The sequence below is a fragment of the Mesorhizobium qingshengii genome (assembly GCF_027563465.1).
Classification (GTDB): Bacteria; Pseudomonadota; Alphaproteobacteria; order Rhizobiales; family Rhizobiaceae; genus Mesorhizobium; species Mesorhizobium qingshengii_A.
In genome coordinates, this window is the sequence record NZ_JAPFQA010000002.1 from 251,859 (window position 1) to 264,126 (window position 12,268).

The 12,268-nt window shown below is 63.6% G+C and carries 15 protein-coding genes; 13 read left to right on the forward strand and 2 right to left on the reverse strand.

The features are described 5' to 3' along the window. Window positions 1–8: 8 nt before the first annotated feature. The 9 genes from OOJ09_RS05780 (at window position 9) to OOJ09_RS05820 (ending at window position 6,536) form a co-directional block, all read left to right on the forward strand. Complete coding sequence (locus tag OOJ09_RS05780) at window positions 9–314, forward strand: urease subunit beta (RefSeq protein ID WP_269904270.1); 306 nt, start codon at window positions 9–11, stop codon at window positions 312–314. Then, the gene (ureC, locus tag OOJ09_RS05785) at window positions 314–2,029 is read left to right on the forward strand and encodes an urease subunit alpha (RefSeq protein WP_269904271.1); all 1,716 of its coding nucleotides are present in this window, start codon (window positions 314–316) and stop codon (window positions 2,027–2,029) included. Before OOJ09_RS05780 ends, ureC begins: the two co-directional genes overlap by 1 nt. Before the next feature lie 94 nt (window positions 2,030–2,123). Then, a complete protein-coding gene (locus tag OOJ09_RS05790) occupies window positions 2,124–2,717 on the forward strand; it encodes a hypothetical protein (RefSeq protein WP_269904272.1) in 594 nt (197 codons plus the stop codon). A 43-nt stretch (window positions 2,718–2,760) separates the two neighbouring features. Next, on the forward strand, window positions 2,761–3,366 hold the full coding sequence (locus OOJ09_RS05795; protein WP_269904273.1) for a glutathione S-transferase family protein: 606 nt from the start codon (window positions 2,761–2,763) through the stop codon (window positions 3,364–3,366). After that, window positions 3,363–3,947, forward strand: a complete 585-nt coding sequence (gene ureE / locus OOJ09_RS05800) for an urease accessory protein UreE (RefSeq protein ID WP_269904274.1) — start codon at window positions 3,363–3,365, stop codon at window positions 3,945–3,947. The genes OOJ09_RS05795 and ureE overlap by 4 nt, the downstream gene beginning before the upstream one ends. Then, window positions 3,940–4,611, forward strand: a complete 672-nt coding sequence (locus OOJ09_RS05805; RefSeq protein WP_269904275.1) for an urease accessory protein UreF — start codon at window positions 3,940–3,942, stop codon at window positions 4,609–4,611. The genes ureE and OOJ09_RS05805 overlap by 8 nt, the downstream gene beginning before the upstream one ends. After that, complete coding sequence (locus OOJ09_RS05810; protein ID WP_269904276.1) at window positions 4,608–5,048, forward strand: DUF3995 domain-containing protein; 441 nt, start codon at window positions 4,608–4,610, stop codon at window positions 5,046–5,048. Before OOJ09_RS05805 ends, OOJ09_RS05810 begins: the two co-directional genes overlap by 4 nt. Beyond that, window positions 5,045–5,686: an urease accessory protein UreG gene (ureG, locus tag OOJ09_RS05815; RefSeq protein ID WP_269904277.1), complete on the forward strand. Its 642-nt coding sequence runs from the start codon at window positions 5,045–5,047 to the stop codon at window positions 5,684–5,686. The genes OOJ09_RS05810 and ureG overlap by 4 nt, the downstream gene beginning before the upstream one ends. An 82-nt stretch (window positions 5,687–5,768) precedes the next feature. Beyond that, entirely contained in the window at window positions 5,769–6,536 is a 768-nt protein-coding gene (locus tag OOJ09_RS05820) for a class II aldolase and adducin N-terminal domain-containing protein (RefSeq protein ID WP_269904278.1), read from the forward strand. A gap of 73 nt (window positions 6,537–6,609) precedes the next feature. Here OOJ09_RS05820 and OOJ09_RS05825 read toward each other — a convergent pair whose 3' ends face one another. After that, the gene (locus OOJ09_RS05825; protein WP_269904279.1) at window positions 6,610–7,242 is read right to left on the reverse strand and encodes an HAD family hydrolase; all 633 of its coding nucleotides are present in this window, start codon (window positions 7,240–7,242) and stop codon (window positions 6,610–6,612) included. 257 nt (window positions 7,243–7,499) lie between these two features. On the opposite strand from OOJ09_RS05825, the gene OOJ09_RS05830 reads away from it, so the two are divergent. Continuing rightward, entirely contained in the window at window positions 7,500–8,459 is a 960-nt protein-coding gene (locus tag OOJ09_RS05830) for a sugar-binding transcriptional regulator (protein ID WP_269904280.1), read from the forward strand. Between the two features lie 67 nt (window positions 8,460–8,526). On the opposite strand, the gene OOJ09_RS05835 is transcribed toward OOJ09_RS05830, so the two are convergent. Continuing rightward, window positions 8,527–8,712, reverse strand: coding sequence for a hypothetical protein (locus OOJ09_RS05835; RefSeq protein WP_269904281.1), 186 nt, complete (start codon window positions 8,710–8,712; stop codon window positions 8,527–8,529). A gap of 110 nt (window positions 8,713–8,822) precedes the next feature. Between OOJ09_RS05835 and gcvA the strand changes: the two genes are divergently transcribed. The 3 genes from gcvA (at window position 8,823) to OOJ09_RS05850 (ending at window position 12,261) form a co-directional block, all read left to right on the forward strand. Continuing rightward, complete coding sequence (gene gcvA / locus OOJ09_RS05840; protein ID WP_269904282.1) at window positions 8,823–9,728, forward strand: transcriptional regulator GcvA; 906 nt, start codon at window positions 8,823–8,825, stop codon at window positions 9,726–9,728. A 227-nt stretch (window positions 9,729–9,955) separates the two neighbouring features. Further along, window positions 9,956–11,266, forward strand: coding sequence for an ABC transporter substrate-binding protein (locus OOJ09_RS05845; RefSeq protein ID WP_269904283.1), 1,311 nt, complete (start codon window positions 9,956–9,958; stop codon window positions 11,264–11,266). A gap of 122 nt (window positions 11,267–11,388) precedes the next feature. Further along, complete coding sequence (locus tag OOJ09_RS05850; RefSeq protein WP_269904284.1) at window positions 11,389–12,261, forward strand: carbohydrate ABC transporter permease; 873 nt, start codon at window positions 11,389–11,391, stop codon at window positions 12,259–12,261. The last annotated feature ends 7 nt before the right edge of the window (window positions 12,262–12,268 follow it).

Genomic DNA, 12,268 nt, shown 5'->3' on the forward strand with positions numbered 1-12,268 from the left:
GGGGCGCGATGATCCCGGGCGAAGTCATCACCGCAAGCGGCGACATCGAGCTCAACAAGGGCCTGCCGACCGTCACCATGAAAGTGGCCAACAGCGGCGACCGGCCGATCCAGGTCGGCAGCCACTACCATTTCTTCGAGACCAATGAGGGGCTGAAGTTCGATCGCGACCGGGCACGCGGCATGCGCCTCGACATTGCCGCCGGCACCGCCATGCGCTTCGAGCCCGGCCAGGAGCGCGACGTCACACTGGTGCCCTTGGGCGGCAAGCGCGAAGTCTACGGATTCCAGCAGAAGGTGATGGGGAAGCTCTGATGCCAGCAAGGATTTCCCGCGCCGCCTACGCGCAGATGTATGGCCCGACTGTCGGCGACAGAGTGCGGCTTGCGGACACCGAGCTGTTCATCGAGGTCGAGAAGGATTTCACCATCCATGGCGAGGAGGTGAAGTTCGGCGGTGGCAAGGTCATCCGCGACGGCATGGGCCAGAGCCAGGCGTCGCGGGCACAGGGCGCCGTCGACACCGTCATCACCAACGCGCTGGTGATCGATGCCAGCGCCGGCATCTTCAAGGCCGATATCGGCCTGGGCGACGGCCGTATCGCCGCCATCGGCAAGGCCGGCAATCCGGACACGCAGGATGGTGTCACCATCATCATCGGTCCCGGCACCGAGATCATCGCCGGCGAAGGCAAAATCCTGACCGCCGGCGGCTTCGACGCGCACATCCATTTCATCTGCCCGCAGCAGATCGAGGAAGCGCTGATTAGCGGCATCACCACCATGCTGGGCGGCGGCACCGGCCCGGCGCACGGCACGCTGGCAACGACCTGCACGCCGGGGCCATGGCACATGGCCCGCATGATCCAGTCGTTCGACGCCTTTCCGATGAACATCGGCCTGTCGGGCAAGGGCAATGCGTCGCTACCCGCCGCGCTCGAGGAAATGGTGCTGGGCGGCGCCTGTTCGCTGAAGCTGCACGAGGACTGGGGCACGACGCCGGCGGCGATCGACTGCTGCCTGTCGGTCGCCGACGACTATGACGTGCAGGTGATGATCCACACCGACACACTGAATGAATCCGGCTTCGTCGAGAACACGGTGGCGGCGATCAAGGGACGCACCATCCACGCCTTCCACACCGAAGGCGCCGGTGGCGGCCACGCGCCCGACATCATCAAGGTCTGCGGCCTGCCCAATGTCATCCCGTCCTCGACCAATCCGACAAGGCCCTACACAGTCAACACGCTGGCCGAGCATCTCGACATGCTGATGGTCTGCCATCATTTGTCGCCGTCGATCCCCGAGGACATCGCCTTTGCCGAAAGCCGCATCCGCAAGGAGACCATCGCGGCGGAGGACATCCTGCACGACATCGGCGCCTTCTCGATCATCTCCTCGGACAGCCAGGCCATGGGCCGCGTCGGCGAAGTGGCGATCCGGACCTGGCAGACCGCCGACAAGATGAAGCGCCAGCGTGGTTCGCTGCCGCAGGAAACCGGCAACAACGACAATTTCCGCGTCCGCCGCTACATCGCCAAATACACCATCAATCCGGCCATCGCGCATGGGTTGTCGAAAGAGATCGGCTCGATCGCTGTCGGCAAACGCGCCGACCTGGTGCTGTGGAACCCAGCCTTCTTCGGTGTGAAGCCGGACATGGTGCTGATCGGCGGTATGATAGCCGCGGCACCGATGGGCGACCCCAACGCCTCGATCCCGACGCCGCAGCCAATGCACTACCGGCCGATGTTCGGCGCCTATGGCAAGGCCAGGACCAACTCGTCGGTGACCTTCGTTTCCAAGGCGGCGCTCGAGTCCGGCCTGCATGGCAGGCTCGGCGTCGACAAGCAGTTCGTCGCCGTGGAAAACACGCGTGGCGGCATCGGCAAGCATTCGATGGTGCTCAACGACGCCACGCCGCATGTCGAGGTCGATCCCGAAACCTACGAGGTCCGCGCCGACGGCGAATTGCTGACCTGCGAGCCGGCAACGGTGCTGCCGATGGCGCAGCGGTATTTTCTGTTTTGATGCGAGATCGGCGACCGAGCCGCCAGCGTAAAATCCGTTGCGGCATGTGCCGTGACACCGCAATATGCGGCTCAAAGAAACCGCATGACTTGCCATGGCCACCGAAATAGCCTCCGCCCACGACATCTTCCCGCACATCCGCATCGTCATGGGCATGGTGATCGGACTTGGTGTCACCCGCCTGCTGTCGGGGGTGGCTCGTATTATCCAGCATCCCGGCCAGTACCGGCTCTATCCCGTGCATCTGGCTTGGGTCGCCTCGGTGCTTCTAATGCTGGTGCATTTCTGGTGGTGGGAGTTCGGCCTCTACGCCATCGAGACATGGACCTTCGGCAAATACCTTTTCATCATCTTCTACGCGATCACGCTGTTCCTGCTTTGCGCGCTGCTGTTTCCGGATTCGATGCTGGACTACACAAGCTACGAGGATTTCTTCTATTCGCGCCGCGCCTGGTTCTTCGGCCTGCTGGCCGCGACCTATCTGCTCGACGTGATCGATACGTTGCTGAAAGGGCCGGAGCATTTCGCCCATTTCGGCAACGAATATCTGTTCCGCACGCCGATCTTCGTCGCACTCTGCATTGCCGCCATCCTGGTGCGCGACCGCCGCTTTCACACCGCCTTTGTCGCGGCGGCGCTGATCTATCAGATATCGTTTATCCTGCGGCTCTTCGACACGATCGTATGACGACTGCGAATGCTCTAGGCTTCCTGGGAAAGGCAGGTTTCTCATGTACAAGGCCGTCGGATCGCGCGGATCCCGGGTCAGTCGCGTCCTCTGGATGCTCGAGGAGCTCGGGCAGCCCTATGAATTCGTCGAAGTCAAATTGCGCTCGCCGGAAGCCTACGCACTCAACCCGTCGGGCAAGGTACCGGTGCTCATCGACGGAGAGCTGACGGTGACCGATTCGGCGGCGATCTGCGTCTACCTGGCCGACAAGCACGCCGACAAGGGCATGGGTGCCAATCCAGGTGTTGCCGGTCGTGCCGAGATGGATTCCTGGATGCATTTTGCCCAGAGCGAGTTCGAGGCGCCGCTGTGGAACAAATTGCGCCACCGCTTCCTGCTGCCGAAGGAAGTGCGGGTCGATGTCGGCCCCGCGGCGGCCTATGATTTCGCCTCGGAAACCAAAGCCCTGGATCGTCGGCTCGCCGAGAAGCCGTTTGCGCTCGGCGACCGGTTTTCCGCCGTCGACGTGCTGCTCGGCGACATGGGCGGCTGGGCCCGTGCTGGAAAATTCCCTATCGAGTCCGAGCGCGTCAACGCCTATTTCAACCGGGTGCTTTCGCGCCCTGCCCGCGCACGGGCGCAGGCCAATGGCGGAGCCATGAAATGAAGCTCAACCTCAACACCGACTTCACCAAATTCCCGCGTGCCGTCGCGGTGCTGCCCGCCGGCGGCGCCGGGACCATCGCGCCATCCGGTCGTGCCGTTCTCGCCCATGACGAACGGCATCTGCGCCGCCGCGCCATCGAACTGTCAGACGGCGGCAAGGTGTTGGTCGACCTTCCCGAGCCGGTTGCCCTGAACGACGGCGATCGGCTGGTGCTGGAGGATGGCCGCCACATCGAGATTCTTGCCGCGCCGGAAGAGGTTTACGACATCCGCGCACGCGACGGCGTGCATCTGACCGAGCTTGCCTGGCACATCGGCAACCGCCATCTCGCGGCGGGCATCGAGGCGGATCGCATCGTCATCCTGCGCGACCATGTCATCAAGGCGATGCTTGAGGGGCTTGGCGCCACGGTGCGCGAGGTTTCCGAGCCGTTCAAGCCGGTGCGCGGTGCCTATTCCGGCCATGGCGGCGCGCACGATCACGGCCATGCCCACAGCCATGCGGAAGCGCATTCCCATTCACATGGCGACAAGCATTCCCATTCGCACAGCCACGGCGGCCATCACCACGACCATGACTGACCAGCCGTCGAACATCGCCTTGCTGCGGCTGATGGCGTGGCTGTCGCCGGCCTTTCCGGTTGGCGGCTTTGCCTACAGCCACGGTCTCGAGCGCGCGGTGCATGATGGCCTGGTTGCCGATGCCACCGGCCTCGCCGGCTGGCTGGAAACACTGATCGAGATAGGCTCGGGCTGGAACGATGCCGTGCTTTTTTCCGAGAGCTGGCGCCGCGCCCGCAACGCAGGCGATCTTGACGAAGTGGCTGCACTGGCCGAGGCGCTCGCCGGCTCGCGGGAACGCCACACCGAGACCATGCTGCAGGGCGCCGCCTTCCTCAAGGCCGCCGCCGCATGGCCCAACCCCGTGCTGGAGCGCTTGCCGGCCGAATGCGCCTATTGTGTCGCTGTCGGCGCCATTGCCGGCGGCAATGGCATCGCGCTTCAGGACGCGCTGTCCGCCTTCCTGCAAGCCTTCTTCTCCAATCTCGTCCAGGCCGCCATCAGGCTCGGCGTCGTCGGCCAGAGCGCGGCCACCACGCTGCTGGCTGGCTTCGAGCCGTTGGCGCTCTCGACTGCCGACCGCGCGTCCCGTTCGACATTGGACGATCTCGGCGGATGCGCCTTCGTCTCCGATGTCATGGCGATGAAGCACGAAACCCAGTATTCGCGACTGTTCCGCTCATGATCGTCCTTGCCTTCGCGCTGTCCTTTGTTCTGCTGCTGATCACCGCGCTGCATGTCTATTGGGGCATTGGCGGCATTTGGCCGGGCAAGGATGCGGCATCCTGCGCCCATGCCGTCGTCGGCTTTCGCGGCGTCGATGCCATGCCGACGCCCTTCGCCAGTTTCGCTGTTGCCGCGTGCCTGTGCCTCGCGACGCTGTGGCCGCTGGCGCTCGAGGGCGTCTTTGCTTCGCCCTTCCCAAGGGAAGGGCTCGCCGCCACCGCGCTGCTCATCGGCCTGGTTTTCCTGGGACGCGGCATCGCCGGCTTCACGCCATGGTGGCGGCGGCTGGCACCGGAACAGCCTTTCGCACGGCTCGATGTCCGCTATTATTCGCCATTGTGCCTGCTTATCGGGCTCGGCTTCGCAGTCCTTGCCATCACGGAGTTTCCCGCATGACACAGAAAAATGGCCCGCTGCGCGTCGGCATCGGCGGTCCGGTCGGTTCGGGCAAGACGACGCTGACCGAAAAGCTGTGCAAGGCGCTGCGCGACGAATTCTCGATCGCCGTCGTCACCAACGACATCTACACCAAGGAAGACGCCATGATGCTGGCCCGGCTGCAGGCGCTGCCCGAGGATCGCATCATGGGTGTCGAGACCGGCGGCTGCCCGCACACCGCCATCCGCGAGGACGCCTCGATCAACCTGCAGGCGATCGCCGAGATGAACCGGAAATTTCCCGATCTCGACATCGTCTTCATCGAATCCGGCGGCGACAACCTCGCCGCCACCTTCTCGCCGGACCTTGCCGACCTGACGCTCTACGTCATCTCGGTCTGCCAGGGCGAGGAGATCCCGCGCAAAGGCGGACCGGCGATCACCCGCTCCGATTTCCTCATCATCAACAAGAGCGATCTTGCGCCCTATGTGAACGTCAACCTCGACGTCATGGAGAGCGACGCCGGCCGCATGCGCGGCAAGCGGCCGTTCGGCTTCACGGATCTGTCGCGCGGCAAGGGGCTGCAGGAGGTCGTCGACTTCATCGTCGAGCATGGCGGGCTGCGGACCGACGCCACAGCAAGCACGGCGGCATAGGGACCGTCGACTGCACCAAGCGAAACCGGTTGCGGGCCCGGGCTGGTCGCGGCATTCTTGCCTCTTTCACGGAGTGTCGTCGATGAGCATCGCCCGCCTGCAGAAAGAAACGCTGACCAACCTGCCCTTCCATGAGGAACGCGTCGATCTCGCCTGCGCCTTTCGCTGGACGGCGCGGCTCAACATGCACGAGGCGGTGGCCAATCATTTCTCGCTGGCTATCAACGATGACGGCACGCAGTTCCTGATGAACCCCAACCAGGTGCATTTCTCGCGCATCAAGGCGAGCGACCTTTTGATGATCGATGCCAACGATCCCGATACGCTTTCCGGCCCGAACGCGCCCGATCCGACGGCGTGGGGCCTGCACAGCGCCATCCATCGCAATGTGCGGCACGCGCGCTGCGTCATGCATGTCCATTCGATCCATGCCACGGTGCTGGCGTCGCTCGCCGACTCTCGCCTGCCGCCGGTCGACCAGAATTCGGCGATGTTCTTCAACCGCCATGTCGTCGACGGCCACTATGGCGGGCTGGCCTTCGAGGAAGAGGGCGAACGCTGCTCGCAACTGCTCGTCGATCCCAAGGTGAAGGTCATGGTGATGGGCAATCACGGCGTGCTGGTCATCGGCGATACGGTCGCCGATGCCTTCAACCGCATGTTCTATTTCGAGCGTGCCGCCGAGACCTATATCAAGGCGCTGTGGACCGGCCGGCCGTTGCGCGTGCTCTCGGACGCGATCGCGGAAAAGGCGGCGAGCGAGATGGATGATTATCCCGGCCAGGCCGAACGCCATCTCAGCGAGTTGAAGGCGATCCTCGACGAGGAAGAGCCGGTTTATCGGAATTGAATGTCCCTGGTTCTGGGCTGACGTTTTTCGTCGCGGCAGGCGGATGAGGGGCGGCACCTACATTTGCGTGCGCTCAGAGGCCCAACTGAGCCCGCAATTCCTCAGCGTTGTCGATGACGACAGCGCCGGGCGGCCCGTCCATCGGCTTTTCTGGCCAGAAGATCGTCTTCATCCCCGCCGCCAGCCCCGCCATGGCGCCCGGCCAGCTGTCGTCGATCGCCACGGCATGCGCGGGATCGACGCCAGCAAGATACGCGGCGCGCAGGAATGGTTCGGGATGCGGCTTGCCGTCATGCACATCGTTGCGGCTGATCGTCTTCATGCCAGGATAGGTCAGCCCGACCATGCGCAAATTGGCGTCGACGATCATCCGGTCCGAATTCGACACGACGGCTTGCGCCACGCCCCTTGCCCGCAAATCGCTGAAGATCTCGATCGCGCCGGGGCGCGGCTTCAGGCTCTCGACAAGCGGCAGATAGTGCTCGTATTTGCGGACGATCCAATCGTCGAAGGGCAGATCCAGGCCAAATTCGTCGCGCATCATTTCGTAGACCGGCCAGGCGGCGACACCGAGCACGCGCTCATGCAGGTCGGGCGGCGGCACGAGGCCGACACTGCGCATCGCCGCCACAAGAGCGGCTTCGTGCAGCGGTTCGCTGTCGACCAGCGTGCCGTCCATATCCCAGAAAACCGCTTTCGGTATCATGCAGAAAATCCCTTTTTCTGATCCCTTAAAGGGTTTGCGCCGGGAGATAAACCTTCCGGCCGGCTATCCCTTGTCGTCTGTCCGGGGCCGAAACCGCCTGCCATCCCTCGCTTAACATGATCCAGGGAGAGCATTTCCGTCGTGGCCATGTCGCGGCGCAAGCAATTGCCCTGGAGATTGACAATTGCGCAGGAGGCTTTTCCCTGTAAGAGTAGCAGCGAACCGCCCTGATGACCGGCGGCTTCGGGAGGCAGGACGTGAGTACCCGGCAGGATGGCGGCAGCAACAGGCTGGATGACGCGGCGCGCGCCGGCTGGCTTTATTATGTTGCCGGCAACACGCAGGACCAGATTGCCGCCACGCTCGGCATCTCACGGCAGACGGCACAGCGGCTGGTGTCGCTGGCGGTGTCGGAAGGGTTGATCAAGGTTCGCGTCGACCACCCGATCGCCAACTGCCTTGATCTGGCGTCACGGCTGAAATCACGCTTCGCGCTCGATCTGGTCGAGGTGGTGCCGAGCGATCCCAACTCATCCTCCACCACCATCGGCATCGCCGAAGCGGCCGCCGCCGAGATCGAGCGGCGGCTGCGCTCGCCAACCCCGATCGTCATGGCGATCGGCACCGGACGCACGCTGAAGGCGGCGATCGAGCAGCTGCCGCCAATGGACTGTCCGCAGCACAAGGTGGTGTCCTTGACCGGCAACATCTCGCCGGATGGCTCGGCAGCCTTCTACAACGTCATCTTCACCATGGCAGACAGGGTGAAGGCGCGATCCTTCCCGATGCCGCTGCCGGTCATCGCCTCTTCGCCGGAGGAGCGCGAGATGCTGCTCAACCAGCCGATGATCCAGCCGACGCTGGCGCTGGCCGCCGAGGCCGACGTCACCTTCATCGGCATTGGCGACCTCGGCCCCAAGGCGCCGCTCTACGAGGACGGCTTCATTTCGGAAAGTGAGTTGAAGGCCCTGCAGAAGGCCGGCGGCATCGCCGAAATCGTCGGCTGGGTGTTCGATCGCGAAGGCCGCATGATCGAAGGCATCACCAACGACCGGGTGTCATCGGCTTCGCTGCCGTCACGCGAAAAATCGCTGGTCATCGCGCTTGCCATGGGCGAGCGCAAGTTGCCTGGTATCCTGGCGGCGGTGAACAGGCGGCTGGTCAACGGGCTCATCACCGATGAACGGACGGCGGCTGCCCTGCTGGCCGGCGGATGACACCGAACCGCTTTCGCTCGCGGGACTGTAACGGCGCCACGGCCGATTTGGGATAAGGTCAGTCAGGCTATCTGCCCCGCCCGAAAGGGTCGTTGCCATCAAGGAAACCGAGGTCGCGTTGCAGATGCGGGGAGAGGTCCCTGATGTCGAGATGCGCCCGTTTTCTGACCGCGAACCAGCTGAATCCGTCCGCGAGCCACGAAATCCAGCGATGATCCGGAGTGGGAGGGCATTTCTGCTGCGCCATGGCCATGATCGTCAACCTTCGCTATCTTGCACCCGAATGACGGGTTGATGCCGAATGTCGGTCTTGCCGACCGCCTTTGCCAATCGAACTTCGATAAGGACCCATAAGGAGGCTTTATGCCGGACCTTGGCTCGCGACAGGTTTCGCAGCTCCCGCCGCTGCAGGCGATCCGGGTGTTCGAAGCGGTGGCGCGGCATCTTTCCTTCACAAAGGCCGCCGAGGAGCTTGCCATGACGCAGGCGGCGGTCAGCTATCAGATCAAGGTGCTGGAGGAGCGGGTCGGCGCACCGCTTTTCCTGCGGCGGCCGCGCCAGATCGCACTGACCGCGGCCGGGCAGCGCCTGGCGCCGGCGGTCAGCGAAGCCTTCGCCATTCTTGGCCAGGCCTATGCCGCGGCGCGTGGCGGCGCGGATGGGTTGCTGTGCGTCACCACGGTGCTGACCTTTGCCTCGAACTGGCTGGCGCATCATCTGGGCTCGTTCCAGATCGCGCATCCCTCTCTTGCCGTGCGGCTCGAAACGTCGAGCCGCCTGACCGATTTCGCCCGCGAGGATGTCGATCTCGCCATCCGCTCGGGTGGCGGCAAATGGCCTGGGCTGGAAGCCCACAAGCTGCTCGATGCCGATTACACGCCGATGCTGAGCCCCAGGCTCGCGGCGAGCATTGGCGGCGTCAAGGAACCGGCCGACCTGTTGCGGCTGCCGATCCTCGATCCCGGCGACATCTGGTGGACGCAATGGTTCGAGGCTGCGGGCGTGCCTTCGCACGACCTTGCCAGTCGGCCTGGCAGCAGCATGGGCGCACAGGCTTACGAGGCCAATGCGGCAATCGCCGGCCATGGCGTGGCGATCCTGACCAGGGCGCTGTTCAAGGCGGAGCTGGCCGACGGCCGCCTGATCCAGCCTTTCGACCTGGTCGGTGACGACGGTCACGCCTATTGGCTGGTCTACCCGGAGGCGCGCCGCAACGTGCCGAAGATCCGCGCCTTCCGCGACTGGCTGCTGGCCGAGATCGCCTGCTGAGAGGCAAGCCCTCCGGCAACCCCACGCAACCCCGCACGCCTTCCTGTCCTGCCGCCTGACGAAGGCGGCGGGCAAGGCTCGTCCCCGCAATATCCGCGCGTCCATTGCCCATCGCCGTCGCCGAGTGCTGCGCTGCAGCATCGAATCCGGCTTGACATAATTAACACTAAATGAGTAATTGCTCACAGCCAAGGCAAATGCTCATCTTGGTTCATGGGAGGAATTTGATGAAACTTCGCACGCTCACCCTGGGCTTGTTGTCGGCCAGCGCTCTTGCCTTCGCCGCACACGCCGAATCCATCACCATCGCCACCGTCAACAATGGCGATATGGTCCGCATGCAGAAGCTGACCGACGACTTCACCAAGGCTAACCCGGACATCACGCTCAACTGGGTTACGCTCGAGGAAAACGTGCTGCGCGAGCGCGTCACGACCGACATCGCCACCAAGGGCGGCCAGTATGACGTGATGACCATCGGCACCTACGAGGTTCCGATCTGGGCCAAGCAGAGCTGGCTGTTGCCGCTGGACAAGCTCGGCGACGACTATGACGCCAAGGACATCATCCCGGCCATCGCCGGCGGCCTTTCGGTCGACGGCAAGCTCTATGCCGCGCCCTTCTACGGCGAAAGCTCGTTCGTCATGTACCGCAAGGACCTGATGGACAAGGCCGGGCTGAAGATGCCCGACGCGCCGACCTGGGACTTCATCAAGCAGGCCGCCGACAAGATGACCGACCGCGCCAATGGCGTGAATGGTGTGTGCCTGCGCGGCAAGGCCGGCTGGGGCGAGAACATGGCCTTCCTGACGGCGATGTCGAACTCGTTCGGCGCCCGCTGGTTTGACGAGAACTGGAAGCCGCAGTTCGACCAGCCCGAATGGAAGAAGACACTGCAGTTCTATGTCGACCTGATGAAGGCCGACGGCCCCGAGGGCGCGTCCTCCAACGGCTTCAACGAAAACCTGGCGCTGTTCCAGCAGGGCAAGTGCGGCATGTGGATCGACGCCACCGTCGCGGCGTCCTTCGTTTCTGACCCGAAGAACTCGACCGTCGCCGACAAGGTCGGCTACGCACTGGCACCCGACAACGGGCTCGGCAAGCGCGGCAACTGGCTGTGGGCATGGTCGCTGGCGATCCCCGCCGGCACGCAGAAGGCTGACGCCGCCGAGAAGTTCGTTTCCTGGGCGACCAGCAAGCACTACGCTGAACTGGTTGCCTCGAAGGAAGGCTGGGCCAACGTTCCTCCGGGCACGCGCTCCTCGCTCTACGCCAATGCCGACTACCAGAAGGCGGCTCCGTTCGCCAAGATGACGCTGGACTCCATCAATGCCGCAGATCCGACGCATCCGACCGTCAAGCCGGTGCCCTATGTCGGCGTCCAGTTCGTCGCCATCCCTGAGTTCCAGGGCCTTGGCACCACTGTCGGCCAGCTCTTCTCGGCGGCTCTTGCCGGCCAGTCGAGCGTCGACGATGCCCTGAAGCAGGCCCAGGACGCTGCCACCGCGGCAATGACCGAAGGCGGATATATCAAGTAAGGCTCCTCCCGGTGCCGAATGCCGGTCGCCTTCCTGGCCGGCAACGGCCGCCCGAATCCCAGTTCGGGCGGCCGCCTTCAACGCCTCTGAAAATTCAGTCCGACCAGTGAAGGGTGACCGTCATGGCTACTCAGCAGACCCGTTCGCTTGCCCGTTTCATGATGGCGCCATCCGTGGTGCTGCTGTTCGTCTGGATGATTGTGCCGCTGGTCATCACCATCTGGTTCTCCTTCCAGCAGTTCAACCCGCTCAACCCGATCCACGACGGCTTCGTTGGCTTCTCGAACTACGCGCTGTTCTATTCAAACCCGGCCTTCCTGCAATCGATCCTCAACACGCTCACGCTGGTGGTCAGCGTGCTGCTGATCACGGTGATCGGCGGCATCCTGCTGGCACTTCTGATCGATCAGCCGATGTGGGGACAAGGCATAGTCCGCATTCTCGTCATTTCGCCGTTCTTCGTCATGCCGCCGGTGGCGGCATTGGTCTGGAAGAACATGATCATGCACCCGCAATATGGCGTGTTCGCCGATATAGCGCGCTTGTTCGGGGCCCAGCCGATCGACTGGTTCGGACAACATCCGATGCTGGCGATCATCATCATCGTCGCCTGGCAGTGGTTGCCGTTCGCGACGCTGATCCTCTTGACCGCGCTGCAGTCGCTGGACGGTGAGCAGAAGGAAGCCGCCGAGATGGACGGCGCCGGCTTCATCAGCCGTTTCATCTACCTGACGCTGCCGCATATGTCGCGCGCCATCACCGTCGTCATCCTGATCCAGACGATCTTCCTGCTCTCCGTCTATGCCGAGATCCTCGTCACCACCAATGGCGGCCCGGGATACGCCTCCACCAACCTGCCCTTCCTCGTCTACCAGAAGGCCTTGCTGGAATTCAAAATCGGCCAGGCATCCGCCGGCGGTGTGATCGCCGTCATTCTCGCCAACATCGTTGCCTTCTTCGCCATGCGCGCCGTCGGCAAGAACCTGGACAAATAGGGAGGAT